Origin of the sequence: Variovorax sp. UC74_104, assembly GCF_044055375.1 — a bacterium.
GTDB lineage: Bacteria > Pseudomonadota > Gammaproteobacteria > Burkholderiales > Burkholderiaceae_C > Variovorax.
In genome coordinates this window covers 4,373,454-4,397,814 of the sequence record NZ_CP171978.1, presented here as the reverse complement: position 1 = coordinate 4,397,814, position 24,361 = coordinate 4,373,454, and the positions used below count along the sequence as shown (strand labels likewise).

At 67.6% G+C, this 24,361-nt stretch carries 20 protein-coding genes, 1 pseudogene and 1 riboswitch; of the genes and pseudogenes, 12 read left to right on the top strand and 9 right to left on the bottom strand.

Features of this window, described 5'->3' with window-relative positions:
* Nucleotides 1-143: 143 nt before the first annotated feature.
* The 6 genes from ACHMXA_RS20645 to ACHMXA_RS20620 all read left to right on the top strand — a co-directional run bounded on the left by ACHMXA_RS20645 (nt 144) and on the right by ACHMXA_RS20620 (nt 5,373).
* Entirely contained in the window at nt 144-644 is a 501-nt protein-coding gene (locus ACHMXA_RS20645) for a GspH/FimT family pseudopilin (protein WP_176666709.1), read from the top strand.
* Nucleotides 638-1,186, top strand: coding sequence for a type IV pilus modification protein PilV (gene pilV, locus ACHMXA_RS20640; protein WP_176666708.1), 549 nt, complete (start codon nt 638-640; stop codon nt 1,184-1,186). The genes ACHMXA_RS20645 and pilV overlap by 7 nt, the downstream gene beginning before the upstream one ends.
* Nucleotides 1,183-2,007: a PilW family protein gene (locus ACHMXA_RS20635; RefSeq protein ID WP_176666707.1), complete on the top strand. Its 825-nt coding sequence runs from the start codon at nt 1,183-1,185 to the stop codon at nt 2,005-2,007. Before pilV ends, ACHMXA_RS20635 begins: the two co-directional genes overlap by 4 nt.
* 68 nt (nt 2,008-2,075) lie before the next feature.
* Nucleotides 2,076-2,693: a PilX N-terminal domain-containing pilus assembly protein gene (locus tag ACHMXA_RS20630; RefSeq protein ID WP_395316286.1), complete on the top strand. Its 618-nt coding sequence runs from the start codon at nt 2,076-2,078 to the stop codon at nt 2,691-2,693.
* Nucleotides 2,694-2,711: 18 nt separating this feature from the next.
* Nucleotides 2,712-4,901, top strand: coding sequence for a pilus assembly protein (locus tag ACHMXA_RS20625; protein WP_395316285.1), 2,190 nt, complete (start codon nt 2,712-2,714; stop codon nt 4,899-4,901).
* Nucleotides 4,902-4,911: 10 nt separating this feature from the next.
* The gene (locus tag ACHMXA_RS20620) at nt 4,912-5,373 is read left to right on the top strand and encodes a type IV pilin protein (protein WP_176666704.1); all 462 of its coding nucleotides are present in this window, start codon (nt 4,912-4,914) and stop codon (nt 5,371-5,373) included.
* A gap of 28 nt (nt 5,374-5,401) precedes the next feature.
* Here the strand turns inward: ACHMXA_RS20620 and nrdR are convergent, their stop codons facing one another.
* The 3 genes from nrdR to ACHMXA_RS20605 form a co-directional block, all read right to left on the bottom strand.
* Nucleotides 5,402-5,845, bottom strand: a complete 444-nt coding sequence (gene nrdR / locus ACHMXA_RS20615; protein ID WP_007836918.1) for a transcriptional regulator NrdR — start codon at nt 5,843-5,845, stop codon at nt 5,402-5,404.
* A 30-nt stretch (nt 5,846-5,875) separates the two neighbouring features.
* Nucleotides 5,876-7,120, bottom strand: a complete 1,245-nt coding sequence (gene glyA / locus ACHMXA_RS20610; protein WP_176666703.1) for a serine hydroxymethyltransferase — start codon at nt 7,118-7,120, stop codon at nt 5,876-5,878.
* 41 nt (nt 7,121-7,161) lie between these two features.
* Nucleotides 7,162-7,286: riboswitch (ZMP/ZTP riboswitch) on the bottom strand.
* Nucleotides 7,287-7,329: 43 nt separating this feature from the next.
* Nucleotides 7,330-8,169 (bottom strand): lytic transglycosylase domain-containing protein, encoded by an 840-nt coding sequence (locus tag ACHMXA_RS20605; protein WP_176666702.1) that lies wholly within the window; start codon nt 8,167-8,169, stop codon nt 7,330-7,332.
* A 670-nt stretch (nt 8,170-8,839) separates the two neighbouring features.
* Between ACHMXA_RS20605 and ACHMXA_RS20600 the strand changes: the two genes are divergently transcribed.
* Both ACHMXA_RS20600 and ACHMXA_RS20595 read left to right on the top strand, forming a co-directional pair.
* A complete protein-coding gene (locus ACHMXA_RS20600; protein WP_176666701.1) occupies nt 8,840-12,661 on the top strand; it encodes a DUF748 domain-containing protein in 3,822 nt (1,273 codons plus the stop codon).
* A 221-nt stretch (nt 12,662-12,882) separates the two neighbouring features.
* Entirely contained in the window at nt 12,883-15,732 is a 2,850-nt protein-coding gene (locus ACHMXA_RS20595; protein ID WP_176666700.1) for a DUF349 domain-containing protein, read from the top strand.
* Between the two features lie 83 nt (nt 15,733-15,815).
* Here ACHMXA_RS20595 and ACHMXA_RS20590 read toward each other — a convergent pair whose 3' ends face one another.
* The 6 genes and pseudogenes from ACHMXA_RS20590 to ACHMXA_RS20565 form a co-directional block, all read right to left on the bottom strand.
* Nucleotides 15,816-16,412, bottom strand: a complete 597-nt coding sequence (locus ACHMXA_RS20590; RefSeq protein WP_176666699.1) for a hypothetical protein — start codon at nt 16,410-16,412, stop codon at nt 15,816-15,818.
* Nucleotides 16,413-16,505: 93 nt separating this feature from the next.
* Nucleotides 16,506-17,298, bottom strand: a pseudogene (locus tag ACHMXA_RS20585) (zinc-dependent peptidase).
* Between the two features lie 17 nt (nt 17,299-17,315).
* Nucleotides 17,316-18,092, bottom strand: coding sequence for a UDP-2,3-diacylglucosamine diphosphatase (locus tag ACHMXA_RS20580; protein ID WP_176666697.1), 777 nt, complete (start codon nt 18,090-18,092; stop codon nt 17,316-17,318).
* 40 nt (nt 18,093-18,132) lie between these two features.
* Nucleotides 18,133-18,645 (bottom strand): peptidylprolyl isomerase, encoded by a 513-nt coding sequence (locus tag ACHMXA_RS20575; RefSeq protein ID WP_176666696.1) that lies wholly within the window; start codon nt 18,643-18,645, stop codon nt 18,133-18,135.
* A 24-nt stretch (nt 18,646-18,669) separates the two neighbouring features.
* The gene (locus ACHMXA_RS20570; protein ID WP_176666695.1) at nt 18,670-19,263 is read right to left on the bottom strand and encodes a peptidylprolyl isomerase; all 594 of its coding nucleotides are present in this window, start codon (nt 19,261-19,263) and stop codon (nt 18,670-18,672) included.
* A gap of 90 nt (nt 19,264-19,353) precedes the next feature.
* Nucleotides 19,354-19,944, bottom strand: coding sequence for a tetratricopeptide repeat protein (locus ACHMXA_RS20565; RefSeq protein ID WP_176666694.1), 591 nt, complete (start codon nt 19,942-19,944; stop codon nt 19,354-19,356).
* A gap of 218 nt (nt 19,945-20,162) precedes the next feature.
* On the opposite strand from ACHMXA_RS20565, the gene cysS reads away from it, so the two are divergent.
* From cysS to tilS, 4 genes are all read left to right on the top strand, one after another.
* Nucleotides 20,163-21,539, top strand: coding sequence for a cysteine--tRNA ligase (gene cysS, locus ACHMXA_RS20560; RefSeq protein WP_176666693.1), 1,377 nt, complete (start codon nt 20,163-20,165; stop codon nt 21,537-21,539).
* Between the two features lie 17 nt (nt 21,540-21,556).
* Entirely contained in the window at nt 21,557-22,207 is a 651-nt protein-coding gene (locus ACHMXA_RS20555; RefSeq protein WP_176666692.1) for a DNA-3-methyladenine glycosylase, read from the top strand.
* A gap of 155 nt (nt 22,208-22,362) precedes the next feature.
* The gene (locus tag ACHMXA_RS20550; protein WP_176666691.1) at nt 22,363-23,346 is read left to right on the top strand and encodes an acetyl-CoA carboxylase carboxyltransferase subunit alpha; all 984 of its coding nucleotides are present in this window, start codon (nt 22,363-22,365) and stop codon (nt 23,344-23,346) included.
* 14 nt (nt 23,347-23,360) lie between these two features.
* The gene (tilS, locus tag ACHMXA_RS20545) at nt 23,361-24,338 is read left to right on the top strand and encodes a tRNA lysidine(34) synthetase TilS (RefSeq protein ID WP_176666690.1); all 978 of its coding nucleotides are present in this window, start codon (nt 23,361-23,363) and stop codon (nt 24,336-24,338) included.
* The last annotated feature ends 23 nt before the right edge of the window (nt 24,339-24,361 follow it).

Below are 24,361 nucleotides of genomic sequence, written 5' to 3'. Positions count from 1 at the left end.
CCGATCTATTTGTCTTGACCGTTTGTCGCGCTATTCCGGGAATATTCCGATTGGTACAGAACCAGAAAAATAAGATTCGCGCCTATTGAGATCAGGGGGAAACGCTTGTCCGGCACGGTGTGCAAGGCGACGAGCGGCATGGCATGAACCAACACGGATTCTGCGCGTTCGAGCGGGGCTTCACGCTCGTCGAAATGATGGCCGTCATCGTACTGATGGCCGTGATGCTGGGATTGGCGCTGCCCGCTTTCAACGGGCTCGCCGAACGGTATCGGGTCGAAGGCATGGCCAAGGTGCTGATGGCCAGCGTGAGCCATGCACGCGCCGAGGCAGTCCGGCGCGGAAAAACCGTGACCATCCGGCAGCGCGAGGGGTGCGAGGGGCGGAACTGGAGTTGCGGCTGGGACACGCTTGCCGGTAGCGGAAACGCCGCTGAAATCCTGAAGCGGCAAGACCCGGACGGCCGGGTTGTGGTCGAAAAGAGCGCGAACGGCGCCGTGTCGTTCGACGCCATGGGGCATTCGATGGGCGTGGCCAGCTTCCGCCTGCGTCCGTCGGGCAGCAGCGGCCCGTCCAACGCCGTTGCCGTGTGCCTGGCACTCGGCGGGCGCGTTCGTCTGGCGAAGGGAGGCGACGCATGCTGATGCCAGCCCCGCCCGTTCGCGGCCTGCACGTTCGCGAGGCAGGCGTTTCGATGATCGAAGCGCTGGTGGCGCTCCTGGTGCTCTCGCTGGGACTGCTGGCGCTCGCAGGCGTGCAGATCCGCGTGCTGGCCGCCAGCGTCGGCGCGAGCAACCAGAACGTCGCCGCGCGCCTGGCTGGCGACATGGCCGACCGCATCCGCGCCAATCCTGCGGCGGGCGCGGCAACGGCCAGCCCCTATGTGGCGGACTGGTCGCCGGCGGACGAGGGCGAATCCGGTCCGTCATGCGTGGGCGCCGCTGCCAACTGCGGCGCGGCCGAGCTTGCCGCGCACGATCTGCGGCACTGGAAGCGCGCGGTGGCGGACGCGCTCCCCGGCGGAGTCGCCGACGTGCAGGGCAGGCCGACGGCGGGCGCGCTGCTGTTCATTCACATTGCATGGAGCGAACCGTCGGCCGTCAACGCGATCACGCCGGACCCTGCCTGGAACTGCCCCGCGGGCAAGGCATGCATGGAACTCGCCGTCGCGGTGCTGCAGCCATGACCCGCCAGGTGATCACTCAAGGGCTGCGGCAGGCCGGCCTCACGCTGGTCGAGTTCCTGGTCGCGCTGGTCATCGGCATGCTGGTCGTGCTGGCGTCCGTCGCAACCATGCTCGGCGTGCGCAGCGTCGCCATGGCGGGCGACGACGTCAACGCGCTCAACCAGTCGTCGGCGCTGGCGTTCAGGCTGCTGGGACAGCAGATCCGCCAGGCCGGCTATACCCCCATCGATGCCACCGGGCCGCTGTACCACTTCGATGTAGACCCTGGCAGGAGCACCAATCTCACGGGCGAGCCGGCGTTCTTCGCGATCAAGGGCGTGGAGTCGCCGGGCGGTTCGGCGAACGACCGGCTGAAAATCGGCTACGCGCCGAATCCCGATCACTTCAAGGACTGCCTGGGGCAGGAACCCGGGCGGAACTCGGGCGGCAAATACGATGCAGCCGATCCCGCGGCGCCTGGCAGTGCCCGGCTGATCACCAGCGAGTTCTCGGTCGCGGACGGTGCGCTCCGGTGTCAGGGCAGTGGCAACACGAAGCCGCAGCCGGTCATCGACGGTGTGGAGCGCTTCGACGTCATGTACGGCGTCAGCGCCGGGGTCGGGAGCCGGCAGGTGGTGCGCTACGTGAGGGCCGACCAGGTGGCGGAGTTCGCCAGCGTGCGCACGGTGCGCGTCTGCCTGCAGCTCGCGGGCACCTCCAGGAACAACCCGGGCGGCAGCCATGTCGACTGCGACGGGAAACCGCGAGCCAGCAGCGACGGCAGGCTGCGCCGCGTCTATACCGCGGTGTTCTCGCTGCGCAACGACCTGGGGGCGCCATGAGGTTTCCACGTGGGCTTCCTGGCGCACGCCCGGCGCAGCAGGGCTTTTCGCTCTTCATCGTGATGACCATGCTGCTGCTCTCGGCGCTGCTCGTTGTCGCAGGCGCGCACACGGCGCTGCTGCTCGAATCCGTGGCGGGCAACCAGCGCGAGCACCAGCGCGCCTTCGAGGCCGCCGAAGCCGCTCTGCTGGACGCTGAGCGTGACATCCGGCAACTGGCGTTCGATCCTGCGAGCCAGGCCTATGTCGCATGTTCGGCGCTCGCAGAGCACCCCTGCCGCAGGGCCGAATACGACCGCGTCTTCCCCAATCGGGACACCGGCTGGGTGGGCGCCTACCTGAACGACGGCGCCAACAGTTGCGCGCAGGGCATCTGTTATTTCTCCGGGCGCGATTCGGTGGCTGCCGCATCCGGCAGCGAGGCCTTCCGGTTCTGGGGGCGCGATGCATACAAGAACAAGCACGCATCCTTCGGGCAATTCACCGGCGCGCCGGACGCGGGCAATCCGGCGCTGGCTGGCGCGAAGTACTGGATCGAGGTCATCGACCGCGAGAACAGCCGATACCCGCTGTACCGGATCACCGCGGTCGCCACGGGAGCGCGCGGCAGCACGGGTGGGGCGGGTGGCACGAAGGTCGAACTGCAGGTTTCCTTCGATCCGGACCCGGTCAACAAGATCAATTGAGCATCGCGAGAGGGGGATATGAACATCAAGCAGTTCCTGGGAGGCGCCGTCGCGTGCGGCCTGTCATTGGCGCAGGTCGCGGCGCATGCGGGGCAATGCCAGCAGGCGCGGATGCCGCGCAACGCCGCGGCGGGGGCGGCGTCGCCGAAGATGATCCTTGCGGGGAGCCTGGCGGACACCAGCCCTCGGCGGACCTCGATCGCGGCAAGCACCTCCAGGCTGTCGACCGGCACGCTCGTCTACCAGGCGGGCTACGACCCGTCGAGCGGGTCGGGCACGCTCACCGCCACGAAATTCGGCGCCGGCGGCAAGCTGGCGAGCGCGCCCGAGTGGTCTGCGAGCGAACTGCTCGATGCCCGCATGGCAAAGGCCGGCGCGCACGACGGCGATCGCAAGGTGCTGAGCTTCTCGGGCACCGCGGCGGCCACGGCCACCCGCGCGGCGGCCGCCGGCTTGGGCGTGCCGTTCAGATGGAACCATCTGAGCGAAGCGCAGAAGGCGGCTCTCAAGGCAAGCACCGCCACCGATGCCGGCAGCACCGCGCGCGGCCAGGCGGTGCTCGACTTCCTGCGTGGTGACCGCAGCAACGAGGGCGCCGGACCGGGGTTGCGCAGGCGCGCCCACGTGCTCGGCGACATCGAGGGCTCCAGCGTCTGGTTTGCCGGCCAGCCCCGCGGCAGTTTCACCCGTGGAGGCTATGCGACCTTCGCCTCCGCCATCCGCACGCCGATGGTCTATGTAGGGGCCAACGACGGCATGCTGCACGCTTTCAACGCGACAACCGGCAAGGAGGAGTTCGCCTACGTGCCCGAAGGCCTCTACGGTACGGCGGCAGCGCCAGGTCTTCAACGGCTCAGCGAAGGCGGCTACGTCCACAGGTATTACGTCGACGGCAGCGCATTCGTGGCAGACATCTACATGGGACCGGCGGAGTCGGCCGGCATGACCGAAGTTCAGAAGGCGGCCTATTGGAAGTCGCTGCTGGTAGGGACGCTGGGGGCGGGCGGCAAAGGCTACTTCGTGCTCGACGTGACCAGGCCCGAAAGCATCGGCGAGAGCAGCGCAGCCGGCGTGGTGCTGATCGACACGACCGCGCTCGACGACGATGACCTGGGCCATCAGTTCCAGCAGCCGGCGCTCGATGCCTACTCGAAGCGCGCGTTGCAAGTGGCGACGCTGAACAACGGGCGCAGGGCCGTGATCCTGGGCAACGGCTACGGCAGCAGGAGCGAGAAGGCGCTGCTGTGGATCCAGTATCTGGACGGCGACAAGTCGGTCCTCAGGATTCCCGCGCCCGCCGCGCAGGCGAGCGGCAGCGGCAACGGCTTGTCCGCGCCGCGGCCGGTGGACCGCGACGGCGACGGCAATGTCGACCTCGTCTATGCGGGAGACCTGCACGGCAACCTCTGGAGGTTCGACCTGGGCGGCAGCGACAGCAGCAGGTGGAAGGCCGCCCTGGGGCCCGTCGGTCCGAACGCTCGGGCGGCGATGGCATCCAGCCTCGACGACAAGCCGCTCTTCGCGGCCGGCGCCAGCCAGCCGATCACGGCGGCGCCGGTGGTCGTCGGGCATCCGCGCGGCGGCTACATGGTGGTGTTCGGCACGGGTAGGCCGCCTGCCTCCGGCGACGAAGGCTCGACCGCCGAGCAATACCTCTACGGCGTCTGGGACCCGGCCGACGGCGGCGCGGACACCGCGACACCGGCCGACCTCGTGGCCCAGACCGCCGGCGCCGCTTCCACCCGGGAAGGCGAAATTGGGCTGCGCACCGTCTCGCGCCACGGCGTGAGCTTCTCCGGCTCCGATGCCAGGCGTGGCTGGCATCTGAAGCTGCCGACGGCGGGGGAGCGCATCGTCTATCCCGGCGACGTGCTGGGAAGCGGCGTGGGTTTGTTCTCGACCACCATTCGAGATGCCGGCGGCAAGCCGGGCGCCTGTGCGTCCGGCAGGGGAGACGGCGGGTGGTCGATGGTGATCGACCTCTTCAGCGGCTCCGCTCCCGAAGGCATCGCGTATGGCACGTCCGATGCGCTGGGGGCCTATGCCGGCTTCCGGAACAGCTCAGGCAGGGATGACATCTTCTTCGAGCCGCAGAGCGGGGAGAGGGGCAGCGACGTGATCTGCAATGCCGCCGGCGACTGCAGTTCGACGAAGCGGCCGGTCATCGGGCGCCGCTTCGGCTGGCGCAACTTGATTTCCACCCACTGAGGCACGGACCATGAAAAGGCACTCCAGGCCAAGGGCTGGCGAACGGGCGCGCCCGCGTGGCTTCACGCTGATCGAGGTCATGATCGCGATCGCGGTGATCGGCATCCTGGCCTCCATCGTCTACCCGAGCTATACGCGCTATGTGCTGTGGGCCAAGCGAGCCGATGCCAAGCAGCAACTGCTGCAGGCGGCGCAGTGGTCCGAGCGCTACCTGACCGCGAACGGCAGGTATCCGCCGGAAGGCGTCGTGCTGCCGGCGGGGCTGAGCCAGTCGCCGCCGTCCGGGCCGGCCAGCTATGTCATCCGCTACGGCACGAGGACCGCGAACACATTCACCCTGCATGCCGTGCCGCAGGGCGCGTCGAGGCGCGATGAATGCGGAACGCTCACCGTGAACCAGCAGGGTGCCAGGCTGGCCGCCGGCCGCGGCAGCGCCTCGGATGCGCTGGTGCAGCTTTGCTGGGACCGCTGAAGGCTGAAAAGGGCGACGGCGGCGCGGCTCAGATGTCGCGCAGCAGCTGCCTGAACTCGTCCACGTCCTCGAAGCTGCGGTACACCGAGGCGAAGCGCACGTAGGCGACCTTGTCGAGCTTCTTGAGTTCGCGCATGACGAGCTCGCCGACCTTGGTCGAGTCGATTTCGCGCAGGCCGCTGGCCAGCAGCTTCTGCTCGATGCGCAGCAGGGCGTTGTCGATCTGTTCGATGCTCACGGGGCGCTTGCGCAGCGCCAGCATCATGGAGGCGCGTACCTTGGTCGAGTCGAAGTCGGCGCGGCTGCCGTCCTTCTTCACGACCACGGGAAAATTGACGTCGGGCCGTTCGTAGGTGGTGAAGCGCTTGTCGCAGGCGCTGCACTGGCGGCGCCTGCGGACGAAGTCGGCGTCTTCCGAAACGCGGGTCTCGACGACCTGCGTTTCAAGATGGCCGCAAAAGGGGCATTTCATGCGGCCACGTCTTCTGCGACCCGGAAGAAATCAGCGGTAGACAGGGAAGCGGCTCGTCAGGGCGTGAACCTTGGCGCGCACGGCATCGATGTTCGCCGCATCGCGCGGGTTCTCGAGCACGTCGGCTACCAGGTTCGCGGTGATGCGGGCCTCTTCGTCCTTGAAACCGCGGGTGGTCATGGCGGGGGTGCCGATGCGCACGCCGCTGGTGACCATCGGCTTTTCCGGGTCGTTGGGGATCGCGTTCTTGTTGATCGTCATGTGGGCGCTGCCCAGCACGGCTTCGGCTTCCTTGCCGGTGATGCCCTTGGCGCGCAGGTCGACCAGCATCACGTGGCTTTCGGTGCGTCCGCTCACGATGCGCAGGCCGCGCTGCGTGAGGGTCTCGGCCACGATCTGGGCGTTCTTGACCACCTGCTGCTGGTAGGTCTTGAACTCGGGCGACATGGCTTCCTTGAATGCGACGGCCTTGGCGGCGATCACGTGCATCAGCGGGCCGCCTTGCAGGCCCGGGAAGATCGCGCTGTTGATGGCCTTCTCGTGCTGCGACTTCATCAGGATGATGCCGCCGCGCGGGCCGCGCAGGCTCTTGTGGGTGGTGGAGGTGACCACGTCGGCGTGCGGAACGGGGTTGGGGTACACGCCCGCGGCCACGAGGCCGGCGTAGTGGGCGATGTCGACCATGAAGATCGCGCCGACGTCCTTGGCCACCTTGGCGAAGCGCTCGAAGTCGATGCGCAGCGAGTAGGCCGATGCTCCCGCGATGATCAGCTTGGGCATGTGCTCATGCGCCTTGCGCTCCATCGCGTCGTAGTCGATGGCTTCGTTGGCGTCCAGGCCGTAGCTCACCACGTTGAACCACTTGCCGCTCATGTTCAGCGGCATGCCGTGGGTCAGGTGGCCGCCTTCGGCCAGGCTCATGCCCATGATGGTGTCGCCGGGCTTGAGGAAGGCGAGCATCACGGCCTCGTTGGCCGAGGCGCCGCAATGCGGCTGCACGTTGGCGGCGTCGGCGCCGAAGATCTGCTTGATGCGGTCGATGGCCAACTGCTCGGCCACGTCGACGTGTTCGCAACCGCCGTAGTAGCGCTTGCCCGGATAGCCTTCGGCGTACTTGTTGGTGAGCTGCGAGCCCTGGGCGGCCATGACGGCCGGCGAGGCGTAGTTCTCGCTGGCGATCAGCTCGATGTGGTGTTCCTGGCGCGCGTTTTCGGCTTGAATCGCAGCCCAGATTTCGGGATCGGTCTGTTCGACCAGGATATTGCGTTGGTACATGGCAGTCCTTTGAAGACGAGGTCCTTGTTCTTCAACCAAACAAGGGCTGCCCAGGCGAACGGCTGAACGCCTGCGTGACCAGGCGGTACGCTTCCCAGTGGTATTCCACGTCAGCGCGTGGCACCTTGTGCGGGTGCTGCGCCTATCGCCAGTCGCGTACCGGCCGAGTGTAGCTCAGTAGCCCCCACCCGGACCGCAATGTTCCTTCTTCAGGAAACGGAGGAAAGCAGGGCCACCTTGGCCGGCTCGGAGCCTTCCTCGCGCTTGGCCGGGGGCACCGCCACGGGGATGGGTTGCGGACGCACGGTCGGCGGCGTGACCGTCGAGGGCGCGCGGCCGTTGGCCACCTGCAGCAGGCGCTCGTGTTCGGCCATCACCTTGGCGGCGTAGCCGCCGTCGTCCTCGAGGTTGGCGGCGCCCACGTAGTAGCGCAGGCCGCCTTCGAGGGAGCCGGCGCGGGCGATGCATTCCTGCAGCACCTTGACGCCGACGCGCATGTTGGTGACCGGGTCGAACGCGGTGAGCGTGCCGCCCGCGCTTTCATACTTGTCGCCGTGCACGCGGGTCATGACCTGCATCAGGCCCTGCGCGCCGACCTGGCTCTGGGCGAAGGGGTTGAAGCTGGATTCGACGGCCATGATCGCGAGGATCAGGGTGGGGTCGATCTTCGTGCGCTTGCCGATGCCGTAGGCCTCGGCCACCAGCACGCTCAGCGGCTCGGCGGCCACGCGGTACTTCTTGCTCAGCCAGTAGGCCACGGCGGCCTGCTGCTTGGGCAGGTCGGCGGGGCTCGCGGCCGTGGTGCGCTCGATGGCGGTCGGCTCGAGGTCGGTGGCCTCGGGCGCGGGCTTGCGCGACTGCAGCCAGCCCATCAGTTCCTCTTCGCCGGTCTTGCGCAGGTCGGGCCGCGCCACCAGGGCGAGTGCCGCGAACACGATGGCCAGGCCAACCAGTGCGAACCCGTTGTGGGTGATTTCAAAAAAGCCGTCTGCCACATCGGACACGAAGGTCCTCAGCCCTCGGGCCGTGGCATCAAACGCCTTGTTCATCGCTCTTCCTTTCTGTGCGGCACCCGGGTCGCAACGCCACGGAAGGCGATGGGTGAGGGCAGCGGCGCTTGGATTGGTACGAATCAGGCTCCGCGCATGGAGTGAAGGGTTGGTGGGAGCGCAGCGGCCTGATCAAGCCGGGGGAGTTCGGCAGCGGATTCAGGTGGCCCCTCCGCGTCGGGCGGTCAGGGCAGCGCGGATTCTAGCGTGGCTAAATACACGGTCAAGCATAAGAACTTGTTTTATTATGCTAATAATTGTTTAAAAGTTGGCTCCCACAGAGGTGTTTCGGCTTACGGGAAATCCCTTTGTAAAACACGTTTGCAATCGGAGGGGGCGACGCCTAATCTGGACGGGCCTGGCTTTTCAGGCGTTCTTCCGAGGCCCGGGAAACCCGAGGTGCAAGTCCGAGGGTTCAGCGGTCGAGGAGCAACGGTGGCAATCTCTTGCTGCCAGCACGGCGGGAACCATTGACTTCCGGTCGCGCGAATCGATGGCATGGGTTTTGTGCCCGCCATCAAGCCCGGTGACGAGACATTCCGTCGACTCACCGGGCTTTCTTCATCTGAGAGATCCCGATGAAGACCTTTCTTCGGTAATTCTTCCGGGACGGGGCCTGCGTCCTTTCTGCGTACCTAGCGCCGACGCATGTTTGCGGCACACTCCAGCGATGGACGTAGCTTCGATCAAACAGAACAAATGGGTGCGACGTGGGATCGTCGCGTTGCTGGCGCTGTTGGCCTTCTGGGTCATCGCCTGGCTGGCAGTACCGCCGATCGCCAAGAGCCAGATCCAGAAGATCGCCAGTGAAAAGCTCGGCCGGCAGGTGACGGTCGGCAAGATCGACTTCAAGCCCTGGACGCTCGAACTCGCGCTGAACGACCTGCGCATCGCCACCGCCGACGGCAGCAAGCCGCAGGTGGCCATCAACCGCATCTATGCCGACGCCGAACTGCAGTCGATCTTCCGCCTCGCTCCGGTGATCGACGCGGTCACCCTCGACGGCCCGGCCATCCTGCTCACGCACCTGGCGGACGGCAAGTACGACATCGACGACATCCTGGCCAGGCTCGCGGCCGGCCCGCCGCCCGATCCGAACGCCAAGCCCGCGCGTTTCGCCATCTACAACATCGCCATCAATGGTGGCTCGGTCGACTTCGACGACCAGACCGTCAAGCGCAAGCACGAGCTGCGCGACTTCGTGCTCAAGGTGCCTTTCCTGAGCAACCTCGATTCCAAGCGCGACATCAATACGGAGCCCAAGCTCGCCTTCGCCCTCAACGGCAGCAAGTTCGACTCGGCTGCCTTCACCACGCCTTTCGCCGACAACCGCAAAACCGACGCCCACGTGCAGTTCAAGGGGCTCGACCTCGTGCCGTACCTCGGCTACATCCCCGGCGGCCTGCCGGTGAAGCTGCAGGCGGGCAGCCTCGACGCCGATTTGAAGATCGGCTTCGAGCAGGCTGCCACCACCGGCCTGAAGATCACCGGCACGGTCGAGGCCCACACCACCAAGGTGGCCGACGCGCGCGGTCGCGACCTGCTGGCCTTCGAGTCGCTCAAGCTGGGGCTGGCCGACGTGCGTCCGCTGGAGTCGGTATTCCATCTGAGCGAGGTGGCGCTGGCCAACCCGCAGCTTGCCGTGGCTCGCGACGCGGCCGGCAAGCTCAACCTGCTCGCGACCGACCCGGCGACTGGTGCGGCAGAGAAGGTGGCCCCGCCGCCCGCCGCGGCAGCGAGCGCGCCAGCGGCAGGCAAGCCCGCGCCGAAGCCGGCGCTGAAGGTGCAGGTGGACAAGGTGGCCCTGAACGGCGGGCGCATCGGCTGGCGCGACGAAACCGTCAATCCCGCGGCGGCAGTCGACCTGACCGACCTCGGCATCGACGTCTCGGGCGTCACCTGGCCGATGGAAAAGCCGGCCGAATTCAGCGGCAGCACCGCCGTTGCCGGCGCCTCGCTCAAGTTCAAGGGCAACGCAACCGACAAGGTGGCCGACGTGCAGACCGAGGTCGCCGCGCTCCCGCTGTCGCTGGCCGCTCCTTATCTGGCGCAGAGCCTGGAGCCCACGCTCGACGGCAAGCTCAGCGGCCAGATCGACATCGCCTGGGCCCAGCCCGACTTGAAGTTCAAGGCGCGCCGGGTGTCCGCCGACGGGCTGGCGCTGACCCAGGGCAAGACGGCGCTGGCAAGCGTCGGACGCTTCGAGCTGGTCGACGCCGAGGCCGACATGACGAAGCACACGCTGAACGTAGCCTCGTTCACCGCGACCAACCCGAAGATCCGCGTGGAGCGCGACAGCGAGAAGCGCTGGATGTTCGAGCGCTGGCTCAAGACGCCGGCCGGCGGCGGCACGAAGGAGGCCGAGGCCAAGGTCGCAGCGCCCAAGCCCGCCGCCGCCGAAACGCCGCAGCCTGGCGCCAATACCAAGCCCTGGGCGCTGACCGTCGGCACGCTGGCGGTCGACAACGGCGCGCTCTCTTATTCAGACAAGGCCGGCGCAACGCCGGTAACGGTGGAAGTAACTGCCTTCAAGCTGCACGCCCAGAAGCTCGCGCCCGAAACCAGCACGACTTCGCCGCTGGAGGTTTCGGGCCGCATCGGTTCCGGACGCTCCGATCCGGGCCGCTTCGACTACAAGGGCAACATCGTGCTCAAGCCGCTGGCGGCCGAGGGCAGGGTGGAGATCGCGTCCTTCCCGGCGCACGCTTTCAAGGCCTATTACGCCGACGCGCTCAACGTCGACATCCGCCGCGCCTTCGCGAGCTATCGCGGCACGGTGCGCTACGCCACTTCGCCGGTGGGCATGAGCGTCAAGCTGGCCGGGGACACCGCGCTCGACGACTTCCGCGCCAACAGTGTCTCGCTGACCCAGTCGCCGGGCTTCGACCGCAGCAACAACCAGCTGCTGAGCTGGAAGACCCTGAGCCTGCGCGGCCTGCAGGTGACCATGGCGCCCAACGCGCCGCCGAACGTGGACGTGCGCGAAACCACGCTGACCGATTTCTTCGCCCGCGTGATCGTCGACCCCACCGGCAGGCTCAACCTGCTGAGCCTGACCAAGAAGGGCGAGGCCGAAGCGAATGCGGCCGCCGCGGCAGCCGGCGAGGCCAGCACCCGCAAGGGGCCGGGCGGAACGACCACCACCACGGCGGCGGCGCCGGCGCAGCGGTCCGCCGGCCGTGCGGTGTCGGCGGAGGAAATGGTCGGCGGAGCGCGCGAACCGTCCAAGCCGGCGGCCGTTGCCGCGGCGGCGCCCGCGCCCGCGGCGGCCGATGCGGGCCCGGCGCCGGTCATCAACTTCGGCCCGATGAGCCTGGTCAACGGCAAGATCGATTTCACCGACCTGTTCGTCAAGCCCAACTATTCGGCCGACCTGAGCGAGCTGACCGGCAAGCTCAGTTCCTTCTCGTCCAATCCGCCGAAGGGCGAGAGCGGCCGGCCCGCGCTGGCCGACCTCGAGTTGCGCGGCAAGGCGCAGCAGACCGCGGCGCTGGAAATAACGGGCAAGCTCAATCCGCTGGCCAAGCCGCTCGAGCTCGACATCACCGCCAAGATGCGAGACCTCGACCTGGCGCCGCTGTCGCCGTACTCGGTGCGCTACGCCGGCCACGGCATCGAGCGCGGCAAGATGAGCATGGACGTCAACTACAAGGTCGCGCCCGACGGCCAGCTCACCGCCACCAACAAGCTGGTGCTCAACCAGCTGCAGTTCGGCGACGAGGTGGCGGGCTCCACCAACAGCCTGCCGGTAAAGCTGGCCGTGGCGCTGCTGGCCGACCGCAACGGCGTGATCGATGTCGACCTGCCTCTCAGCGGCTCGCTGAACGACCCGCAGTTCAGCGTCGGCCCGCTGATCTGGAAGGCGGTGGTCAATCTGGTCGTGAAGGCCGTGACGGCGCCGTTCAGCCTGCTCACTGGCGGCCTGGGTGGCGGCAGCGGCGAATCGAGCGCCATCACCTTCGAGGCCGGCAGTTCGGAGCTCAGCGCTTCCGCCAAGGAAAGCCTGGACAAGGTCGCCAAGGCGCTGACCGACCGGCCCACGCTGCAGATGACGGTGGTCGGCACCTCCAGCCTCGAGAAGGAGCGCGACGCCTACCAGCGCCAGCGCGTGCGCCAGCTCGCCTATGCCGAGAAGCGCCGCGTTGCGGTGCGCGGCGGCCAGACGGGCACCGACGTTGCGCCCGTCACCGATGCCGAATACCCCGAGCTGCTGACCGCCGTGTACAAGCGCGCCGACATCACCAAGCCGCGCAACATGGTCGGCCTCGCCAAGGACCTGCCGCTGCAGGACATGGAAAAGCTGCTGTTCGCCAGCGTGCCGGTCGACGAGGAGTCGATGCGCCAGCTTGCCGTCGAGCGCGGCGCGGCGGTGCGCGACTACCTGCTCTCGAAGAAGCTGCCGAGCGAGCGGCTCTTCCTGGGGGCGGTGCGCACCAGTGCCAGCGGCAGCGACTGGAAGCCGGGCGCCGAACTCAGCCTGACCATGAAGTAACCCGACGCCAAATGGGGTGGGGCGCGATCGCACCCGCCCACTTGGTTTTTTCCTCCGGCTCGCTATATATGTAGTCCGTCGGCTCCACCACCCACTACCTTCGCGCGCAGCGCCGTTTCGGCATGGATTTCTGCGGCCGGCCGCAAGTGGGTGAAAATGTCGATGTGCGCCGGCCTTTGCCGGCGCCTTCGCTTTCTCTACCAAGACAACGATTTCGCGCAGTGACCTCTACTTCTTCCAAGCCACACGACATTCAGGCCCTCGATACGCTCACCGGCGGCGCCTTCACCGCGCCGACTTCCGGCGAGCGCGCCGCGCGCATCCGCGACTGGCTCGCGGGCAACCCGGCGCCCGAGCAGATGCAGGAAGTCTTCAAGGAACTGAGCGGTCGTGACAAGGGCGCCGCACGCCTGCTGCGCGAAAAGCTCGACGAACTCAAGCGCGCCAAGGGCCAGGAGGCGATCGCCGCCGAATGGGCGCAGAAGGCGGAAGCGCTGCTCGCCCAGTCCAAGCTCAACATTGCCGATGCGCTCGCCTGGCAGCGCGACGCCGCCAAGGCCGGTGCGCCGCTGTCGCGCGAGCCGCTGGCGGGCCTGAAGCTCAAGCTGTCGGAGCGCGTCAAGGGCATCGAAGACCTGCAGCACCGCGCGCAGGTGCACCGCGAAGCCGCCGTGCTGCTGGCGCAGCGCTTCGAGGTGCTGTCCACCAAGGGCTGGCAGGACGCCCAGGTCGCCGAAGAGTCGCTGCGCGCCGACGTGGCGCACTGGCAGCAGCAGGCCGCCGAGATCGTCGGCGATGCCAACTGGAGCAGCCTCGACGCCAAGTTCGCGCCGCAGCTCGAATCGTCGAAGTCGCAATTGCTGGTGGTGTCCGACGCGTTCCATAGCGCGCTGGCCCAGGCCGTCGCCGCCGCCGCCGATGCAGCGGCACCGCTGCCGCCCGTGCCCGTGTGGGCCGACGAACTGCGCGCCGCGCGCGGCGAGGTCGTGGCGCCCAAGCCCGTTGCTCCCGCCCGCCCGGCCGCGCCCAAGGTCGATCCGGCCGTGCGCGCCGCCGCTCAGGACGCCGTCCAGGCCGCGCTCGCCAAGCTCGAGCAGGAAACCGCCGAAGGCCACGGCAAGGCCAGCGCCGGCGCGGCTGCCGCGCTGCGCGCCGTGCTCAAGGAACACGGCAAGCTGGTCGATGCGCCGCTCGAAGCCCGCGTGCATGCCGCGCTGGTGGCTGCCGGCGAACTCGAAGGCTGGCAGCGCTGGAGCGCCGACAAGGTGCGCGAAGACCTCGTCGCCAAGGCCGAAGGCCTGCTCAAGCGCCCCGAAGGCCAGGCCCTCGGCGGGCGCAAGATGCAGGAAACGCTGCGCGCCCTGCGCGACCAGTGGAAGCAGGCCGACCAGGGCGGCGTGCCCAACCATGCGCTCTGGAAGCGTTTCGATGAAGCCTGCAACGAAGCCCACAAGGTTGTCGAGGCCTGGCTCGAGAAGGTCCGCGCCGATGCGGCAGAGCACCGCGCGCTGCGCGTTGCACTGATCGAGGAGGTCAAGGCCTGGGCCGCCGAGCATGCCGGTGCCACCGACCTGAAGGCGCACAACCGCGCGCTGCACCAGTTCGCCGACCGCTGGCGCGATGCCGGCCACGTGGGCGAGAAGGTGTTCGCCGAGCTGCAGCCGTTGTGGAACGAAGCCTTCGGCGCCGCGCGCGCACCGTTCGAGACGGCGCAGAAGGCAAGCGTCGAACGTCGCCAGGCCATGATCGCCGAGGCGACCGAGCTCGGCGCCCAGCCGGTGCTGCGCATCGACGCCGTCAAGGCGCTGCAGCAGCGCTGGCAGGCCGAGGCGCAGAGCGTGCCGCTCGACCGCCGCCATGAACAGAAGCTGTGGGACGCATTCCGCGCGCCCATCGACGAGGCTTTCAACCGCAAGACCGCCGAGCGCGAGAAGGCGTCGGCTGCGATGAATGCGCACGACCGCCATGTGCTCGAGGCGTCCAAGGCGCTCGACGCGGCCAACGCCGGCGGCGATGCGCAGAAGATCCGTGCGGCCATTGCCAATCTCGAGGCCGCGCTGCGCGGCGAGGTGCCGCCGCCCGCACCGAAGGCCGATGGTCCGTCGGTCGGCGCGACCGAAGTCGTGGCGCCGGGGCAGGCAGCCGCCGAATTCAGTGAAAGTGCCGAACAGGCGCCGAGCCCGGGTGATGCGGAAGCCTCGCCCGGCACATCCCACGAAGCAGGCGCGGCACCCGCGGACCTCGTGGCGCCGGCCGACGGTGCCGACGCTTCGGCGCGTACCGATGGCGAAGCGCATGACGCCGGCGAAGTCGCAGCCGTCGAAGCACCGGCGGCAGCGCCGAAGGCCGCGCCCAAGCCCGTCGTGGCGATGCGTGGCGACGACCGTCCGAGCAGCAAGAAGGCCGAGGCGGCACCTGCCGCGCGCGGCGGTGCCGGTGGCCGCTTCGGCGACCGCCGCGATGGCGGCCGTCCCGGTGCCGGTGGCCCGGGTCGTCCTGGCGGTGATCGCGGCGATCGCGGTGACCGTGGAGCCCCTCGTGGTGGCGACCGTGGCGCGCCCGGCGGCCGTTTCGGCGACCGCCCCCCGCGTGAAGACCGTGGCCCGCGCCTGGGCGATGCTGCCTTCCGTGCACAGCGCGAAGCGCTCGAGCGCGCCGACCTGGCGCTGCGCAAGCTCGCTGCGCAGGCTCATGGCGAAGCCCTGACCCAGGTGCTGGGCGCCTGGGAGCAGCGCGACGCCAGCCGTCTGCCGAGCATCCAGGAACTGGGCCGCGCGGTTACGCCGGCAGTGCGCAGCGGCTGGTCGCAAGCCATCGGCTCCGCGCCCTCGGCTGCCGCGAACGACGCCGCCGAAGCGCTGCTGCGCCTCGAAATGGCCGCCGAAGTGCCGACGCCCGCCGAACAGCTCGAAGCACGCCGCGCCCTGCAGCTCAAGCTGCTGACGAAGCGCGGCGACCCGGCGCCTGCCCAGACCTGGGGCCAGGACGCCGGCAAGGTGCTGGCCGCTGCGCACGACGCTGCCAGCGCACGTCGCCTGCAGAACGCGCTGAAGGCGCTGCTGCGCAAGTAAGGGAAGAGAAGGCTTCGGCCACGAAAAAGGCGCCCCGCAGGGCGCCTTTTTCATTGGCGCGTCGGCGCAGATGCCGAAGCCCTTCAGGCCTTTTCGCCGACGGCCGGTGTCTGCACGGCGGCACCTTGCTCGGCCAGGTAGCTGTCGCGGATCTTGCGTCGGGCGAAGAGCCCGCCGATGCCCAGCAGCAGCGCAATGGCGCCGACGATCAGCGTGCCCTTGTCGGTGGCGCTCGATGCCGCGGCCTTGTCCTTCACTTCCATGATCTGCTGCACGTCGGCCAGCGACACCACGGGCTTGCCCTTGAGCTTCACCTCGTAGACCAGGTTGTTGTCCGAAGGATCGACGCGCACTTCGACGGCCTCGTCGATCAGCGGCTCGAGCTTGCTGCGGCCCACCGCGTAGTCGACGCGCCATTTCTCCGTGTTGCCGTCGGCCAGCTTGGCGTCGAGCACGAAGTAGCGGCGCGTGCTGCTGCCACCGCGGCGGCGCTTGGTGGTCTCCGTGACCTCGCTGCCGCTGACGATCGTGCCGCTCTTCGCGACGAGATCCTCGACGGCCGCGCCGTGCGTGTCCGAGCTCGCCTTGAACTGCGCATATCCCGCCCAGCCCAGGATGCCGATGCCGAACACCAGCGCGATCCACGCCTTGCCCGTCAGCTGATAGAACCAATCCCTCATGTTGTTTACCTTTTTGGTGAGTTGATAACCCATCAATGGTAAGGGTTGTGGCGCTATCGAATCGGTAGCTGAAGGGCAAGGATTGGCGAGGGCTCAGGGCCGTTTAGGCAGAAAGAATTCATCGAAGATCGCGAGCACGCCGGGGAAGTCGCGGGCGAAGTTCGGTCGGTTCACGAAATAGGCCTCGCAGGCCACCGCGAAGAACTCGCTGATCGAGGTGGCGCCATAGGCATCGAGCCACGGCGCCTCGGTGCCGAAGCGCTCGGCCTTGATGGTCTGCTCGCGGAAGTCGTCGTAGGCGGGCTGCAGCACGGCCATCCAGGCCGCGCGGGCCGCGCGCGAACTGCGCTGGCCCGCGAAGCCGGGCGGCAGCGGCGGACAGCCGTTGGCATCGCCGCTGCGCATGTCGATCTTGTGGGCGAACTCGTGGATGACGACGTTGTAGCCGCGCTCGCTGGTGACGCTGCTGGCCAGCACGTCGTCCCAACTCAGCATGACGGGGCCGTCGGTCCATGGCCTCGCCGGCGACGATCTCGCCGTATTCGTGCACCACCTGGGCTTCGTCGATCACCTTGCGCCGCGCTACCACCTCGGAGCGGTGCACGACGATGCCGACGAAATCGTCGTACCAGTTCAGCCCGCCCTTGAGATGCAGCACCGGCAGCACGGCCTGCGCCGCGATGGCCAGCGCCACTTCGTTGGTGATGGTGAAGCCCTTGGCGCCGTGGAACTCCTTGTCGCGCAGGAATTCAGCGGTGAGCGTCCGCAGCCGCTGGCGGTCGGCCTCCGGCAGTGTGCCCAGGAAGGCATAGCGCCTGAGCGTGGCCTGCCAGGCGGCTTCGGGGATCGGGGGCAGGGCGCGCAGGCGGCGCAGCCACTTGAACATTGCTGGCGGCGGCGCGGCTAGCGCAGGTCGACGCGCTGCGCGCCGGCGGCGGACAGGCACAGCAGCTGCGCGCGCGGCGGATGCGCGTCGGCATCCCAGTCGCTCAGCACGATGCGGCGCAGGCCCTCGCCAAGGTCATGGTCGGCCGGACGATGCGTGTGGCCGTGCACCAGTGCCTGGGCGTTGGCACGATGCAGCCAGTCGCGTGCCGCGGCCGTATCGACATCGGCCCAGACCATCGACGGATTGCGCTTGCGGTCTTCGCTCTGCACGCGCATGGAGCGCGCGAGTGCGCGGCGCTCTTCCAGCGGCCGGGCGAGGAACGCGGCCTGCCATCCGGGCGTGCGCACCTGCGCGCGGAACTTGAGGTACTCGGTGTCTTCCAGGCAGAGGATGTCGCCGTGGCTCAGCAGCCAGCGCCGGCCGTGCAGCACCAGCACCGTCGGGTCGTCGAGCAGCGTGAGGCCGCATTGCGCGGCGAAGGCGGGGCCGACGAGAAAGTCGCGGTTGCCGTGCATGAAGAACACGGGCAGCCGCTGCGCGGTCTGGCGCAGGAGTTCGGCGCATTGCGCCTCGAAGCCGGGCTGGGTGGCCGAATCGTCGCCCACCCACACCTCGAACAGGTCGCCGAGGATGACGAGGGCGTCCGCCGGCGTGGTCTGCAGGTAGCCCTGCCAGGCCTCGAAGGTGGCGGGCTCGCCGGCCTGCAGGTGCAGGTCGGAGATGAGGTCGACCGTGCGCCACGCGGGCGGCGCCACCAGCTCCGCAAAAGCCGGGTTCGCCACCGCAGTCATGCCGTCGTTGCAGCTGCCACCGAGCCGAGCCGGGTGCCGGTCATTCAGCGATGACGACGGCCTTTTCGATCACGACGTCCTCGAGGGGCACGTCGTCATGGAAGCCCTTGCGGCCGGTCTTCACGGCCTTGATCTTGTCGACCACCTCGGTGCCCTTGGTGACCTTGCCGAACACGGCATAGCCCCAGCCTTGAGCCGTGGGGGCGGTGTGGTTCAGGAAGCCGTTGTCGGCCACGTTGATGAAGAACTGGGCGGTGGCCGAGTGGGGCGCGCTGGTGCGGGCCATGGCCACGGTGTAGTTGTCGTTCTTCAGGCCGTTGTTGGCTTCGTTCTGGATCTCGGCGTCGGTGGGCTTTTGCTTCATGCCGGGCTCGAAGCCGCCGCCTTGCACCATGAAGCCGGGGATCACGCGGTGGAACACCGTGTTGTCGTAGTGGCCCTTCTTCACGTACGCGACGAAGTTCTCGACCGACTTCGGCGCTTTGGCGGCGTCGAGTTCGAGCGTGATCACGCCGAGGTTCTTGATGTGCAGTTCGACTTGGGGGTTGCTCATGAGAGGACTCCTACTTGAAAGGGATTACTTCGCCACCACGGTGGCGGACTTGATGGTGACGGCCTCGAGCGGCACGTTCTGCATGCCGCCCTTGTTGCCGGTGGCCACCGCGCGGATCTTGTCGACCACGTCGGTGCCGGCAACGACCTTGCCGAACACGGTGTAGCCGTAGCCGTCGGGGTTGGGTGCGTTGAGCGAGTCGTTGTTCTTCACGTTGATGAAGAACTGCGAGGTCGCCGAATTGGGGTCGCCGGTGCGGGCCATGGCGATCGTGTACTTGTCGTTCTTCAGGCCGTTGCCCGCTTCCAGCGGAATGGGCGCGCGCGTGGGCTTTTGCTGCAGGTCGGCCGTGAAGCCGCCGCCCTGGATCATGAAGCCGTCGATCACGCGGTGGAAGACCGTGCCGTCGTAGTGCTTGTCCTTGACGTACTGCAGGAAGTTCTCGACCGTCTTGGGCGCCTTGGCCTCGTCGAGCTCGACCACGATGTCGCCCGCCGAGGTGGCGAGCTTGACGCGCGGCGTTGCCGACTGCGCGTGGCCGCTGGCGGCGAACGCGAATGCGGCTGCCAGCACGAGGGCGCCGCGGCGGCTGAAACGGGAGAAGGAGTTGATCGTCAAATGAGGCTCCGTTTGCGGATGAGGGAACGGGGTCGCGTGGTGGGCGCCATCGCGGCGCCCCGGTACGGCGGCGACCGGCTGCTTACTTGCTTACTTGCTGGTGCGGCCGACCGGCTTGCGGATGACCGCCGGCGCAGCGGGCAGGGCGGCCGCCTCGGCTTCGGTCTTCGGCGTGAAGATCTGGCGGATCAGCGCGAGCTTGGGCGCGACGCTGGCGTTGGTGCTGGCGAACTGCTGGGCACGCACGTATTCCTGTGCCGCGAGACGCGCATACACGTCGCCGAGGTTCTCGTGCGCCGTGGCGTAGTTCGGGTTGAGCTTGAGCGCCTGCTCCAAGGCGGCGCGCGCCTGGTCGAACTTGCTCTGCGACGCATACAGCGCGGCCAGGTTGTTGTAGGGCTCGGAAAGCTCGGGGAAGTCCTGCGTGAGCTGCGTGAAGGCGATGATGGCCTCGGCCTGCTTGTTCTGCTCGGTGAGGATCACGCCGCGCAGGAAGCGCATCTGCGGATCGCGCGGCTTGCCGGCGATGTAGGTGTCGGCCTTGGCGAGCGCCTCGTTCGACTTGCCCTGGCGCAGCAGCGCGTTCACGTCGTCGTATTCGTTCGCATGGACTGCGGAGCCCCAGAGGCCGAACAGCAGCGCGAAGGCAATGGAGAATCTGGAGAAGGCGGAGCGCTTCATGAAGCCTCGACGGAATTTGGGGGGAGATGCGGGAAGCGAACTCGGTGCAGCGGGCTTGGGGAACACCCCGACGCTACCCGATGGCAGCCGTTTATACTTGAGCCGATTGTAACCGAGGGGCCATGTCGAACCCCTCGCGAACACAGTCCCAGTCACCCCTGAAAAACACCGTCTTTCGCCCGTGCCGCACGCGCGCGAAATGACGTTTTCCGAATCTCATGAGTCTGCGCATCTACAACACGCTGTCGCGTGAATTGGAGGAATTCTCCCCATTGCAACCGGGAAAGGTGCGCATGTACGTCTGCGGCATGACGGTCTACGACTTCTGCCACATCGGCCACGCCCGCATGATGATGGCGTTCGACGTGGTGCAGCGCTGGCTGCGCGCCAGCGACTACGACGTGACCTACGTGCGCAACATCACCGACATCGACGACAAGATCATCGCCCGCTCGGTGCAGCGCGGCATCACCATCCGCCAGCTGACCGACGAAGTGATCGCAGCCATGCACGAGGACATCGGCGCGCTCGGCATCGAGCCGCCCACCATCGAGCCGCGCGCCACCGAATACGTGCCGCAGATGCTCGGCATCATCGAGAAGCTGGAGCAGAAGGGCCTGGCCTACCGCTCCGAGAACGGCGACGTGAACTACGCGGTGCGCAAGTTCCCGGGCTACGGCAAGCTCTCTGGCAAGTCGCTCGACGAGCTGCACGCGGGCGAACGCGTCGCGGTGCTCGACGGCAAGCAGGACCCGCTCGACTTCGTGCTGTGGAAGGCCGCAAAGCCGACCGAGCCCGCCGATGCCAAATGGGAAAGCGCCTATGGCGCCGGCCGTCCGGGCTGGCACATCGAGTGCTCGGCCATGAGCTGCGCCACCCTCGGCGAAACCTTCGACATCCACGGCGGCGGCGCCGACCTGCAGTTCCCGCACCACGAGAACGAGATTGCGCAGAGCGAGGGCGCCAACGGCAAGCCGCTGTCGCGCTTCTGGGTGCACAACGGCTTCGTGCGCGTGGACAACGAGAAGATGTCCAAGAGCCTGGGCAACTTCTTCACCATCCGCGAGGTGCTGCAGAAGTACGACGCCGAGAGCCTGCGCTTCTTCCTGGTGCGCACGCATTACCGCAGCGCGCTCAACTACAGCGACGCGCATCTCGACGACGCACGCAATTCGCTCAAGCGCCTGTACACCGCGCTCGACCTGGTCGCGCCGGCCGACGTGGCCATCGACTGGACCCAGCCCCATGCCGCGCGTTTCAAGGCCGCCATGGACGAGGACTTCGGCACGCCCGAAGCCATCGCCGTCCTGTTCGAGCTGGCCGGCGAGGTCAACCGCACCAAGTCCGCCGAAACCGCCGGGCTGCTGAAGGCGCTGGCTGCTTCGCTGGGCATCCTGCAGGGCGACCCGCGGGCCTTCCTGCAGGCCGGCAGCACGCTCGACGAAGCCACCATCCAGGCAAAGATCGACGCGCGCGCCGCCGCCAAGGTCGCGAAGAACTTCGCCGAAGCCGACCGCATTCGCCAGGAACTCCTCGAGCAGGGCATCGTGCTCAAGGATTCGCCCACGGGCACGACCTGGGCGGCCGCGCAGTGAACGGAACCACGAACCCCATGCCTGCCCCCAGGAAGCCCAGCGTCAAGATCTACACGCCGGACTACTGGGAGGAGGCGTGCAAGCACCTCTCGCGCAAGGACCGCGTGATGAAGCGGCTGATCCCGAAGTTCGGCGACGCCTGCCTGGAGTCGCGCGGCGATGCGTTCACCACGCTCGCGCGCAGCGTCGTGGGCCAGCAGATCTCGGTGAAGGCCGCGCAGTCGGTCTGGGACAAGTTCGCCGCGCTGCCGCGCAAGCTGACGCCGGCCAACGTGCTCAAGCTCAAGGTCGACGACATGCGCGGGGCTGGGCTTTCGGCACGCAAGATCGAGTACCTCGTCGACCTGGCCCTGCATTTCGACTCGGGCCTGGTGCACGTCGATGCATGGAAGGACATGGACGACGAGCAGATCATCGAGGAGCTGGTGGCCATCCGCGGCATCGGCCGCTGGACGGCCGAGATGTTCCTCATCTTCCACCTGATGCGCCCGAACGTGCTGCCCGTGGACGACCTGGGGCTGCTCAACGGCATCAGCGTCAACTACTTCTCGGGCGACCCGGTCAGCCGCAGCGATGCCCGCGACGTCGCCGTGGCCTGGGCGCCTTATTGCAGCGTGGCGACTTGGTATATTTGGCGATCGCTGGATCCCGCTCCAGTTACGTATTAGCAACACCCCCAGGCTTCGCGCACTTCGTGTCGCTTCGCCAACCCCCTCAAGGGGGTAACACCTAAGGCCCGGCAAAGCCGGTTCCTTGGTGTTCCTGGAAGGGATGCGGCAGGCAGGCGGGTGTTTGGCAAATTGAAATAAAACAGGAGAAGACGTTGGCGAAACGAACCTTCCTCGACTTCGAGCAGCCGATTGCCGAGCTCGAAACAAAGATCGAAGAATTGCGCTATGTGCAGACCGAATCCGCGGTCGACATCTCTGAAGAAATCGATCAGCTCGGCAAGAAGAGCCAGCAGCTCACCAAGGACATCTACAGCGACCTGACGCCCTGGCAGATCACCAAGATCGCACGGCATCCGGAGCGCCCCTACACGCTGGACTACGTCAACGAAATCTTCACCGATTTCGTCGAACTGCACGGCGACCGCCATTTCTCGGACGACCTGTCGATCGTGGGCGGCCTGGCCCGCTTCAACGGCGTGCCTTGCATGGTCATCGGCCACCAGAAGGGCCGCGACACGAAAGAGCGCACCGCGCGCAACTTCGGCATGAGCAAGCCCGAGGGCTACCGCAAGGCGCTGCGCCTGATGAAGACGGCCGAGAAGTTCAAGCTGCCGGTCTTCACCTTCGTCGATACCCCCGGCGCATACCCCGGCATCGACGCCGAGGAGCGCGGCCAGTCGGAAGCCATCGGCCGCAACATCTTCGAGATGGCGCAGCTCGAGGTGCCGATCATCGTCACCATCATCGGCGAGGGCGGCTCCGGCGGCGCGCTGGCCATCTCGGTCGGCGACCAACTGCTGATGCTGCAGTACTCGATCTATTCGGTGATCAGCCCCGAAGGCTGCGCTTCCATCCTCTGGAAGACCGGCGAGAAGGCGCAGGAAGCGGCCGATGCGCTGGGCATCACCGCGCACCGCCTGAAGGCGCTGGGCCTGGTCGACAAGATCGTGAACGAGCCCGTGGGCGGCGCGCACCGCGACCATCGCCAGATGGCCGCGTTCCTCAAGCGCGCCCTCAACGACGCCTTCCGCCAGGTCAGCGACCTGAAGCCGAAGGAACTGCTGGAGCGCCGCTACGAGCGCCTGCAGAGCTACGGCCGCTTCAACGACACCAAGGCCGACAGCAACGGCAGGTAACCCGCAGGCGCGCCATGAACTCCACTTTCGAACGCGCCATTGCCGCGTTCGAGCCGGCGCATTGGCCGCTGGCGGTGGGGTTCAGCGGCGGCGCCGATTCGACCGCCTTGCTGGCTGCCTGCGTGTTGCGCTGGCCAGGGCAGGTGGTCGCCTTCCATGTACATCACGGGCTGCAGGCGGCGGCCGATGGCTTCGAGCAGCATTGCCATGCGATCTGCGAGCGCCTGGGTGTGCCGTTGGTCGTCCATCGCGTCGATGCGCGGCATGCGTCCGGTGAAAGCCCTGAAGACGCGGCTCGCCGAGCCCGTTACGCGGCATTCGCCGAAATGGCGCGTGCCGACGGGGCGAGGGCGGCGATCCGGTCGGTGGCGCTGGGGCACCATGCCGATGACCAGGTCGAGACGCTGCTTCTCGCCTTGTCGCGCGGCGCGGGGCTGCCGGGGCTGGCCGCCATGCCGGCGCTGGCGCAGCGCAACGGGCTCGACATCTACCGGCCGCTGCTCGCGGTGCCAGGGGGCGAGATCCGCGAATGGCTGGCCGGGCGCGATCTGCCCTGGATCGAGGACCCGACCAACGACGACGCGCGCTACACCCGCAACCGCATCCGCTCCGTGCTGCTGCCCGCGCTGGAGCAGGCCTTTCCGCAGTTCCGCGCCACTTTTGCGCGCAGCGTGGGCCATGCCGCGCAGGCGCAGCAACTGCTGAGCGAACTCGCGGCGCAGGACCTGGAAGGCGTCGGCAGCCCACCGCGCATCGCCATACTTCAGGCGCTGTCGCGTGCCCGGCAGGCCAATGTGCTGCGCCATTGGCTGGCGCAATCGCACGGCTGCGCGCCGAGCGCAGCGCAGCTCGAACAGCTGCTCGACCAGGTCCGCGCCTGCACCACGCGCGGCCATCGCATCCACCTCAAGGTGGCTACCGGTTTCGTCGAGCGGAAGGGCGATTTGCTGCATTGGTACAATGCCCCGCCCTCGCCGAAGACTTCGCTCTGACCGCTTGCAGGGCGCCGCCTATC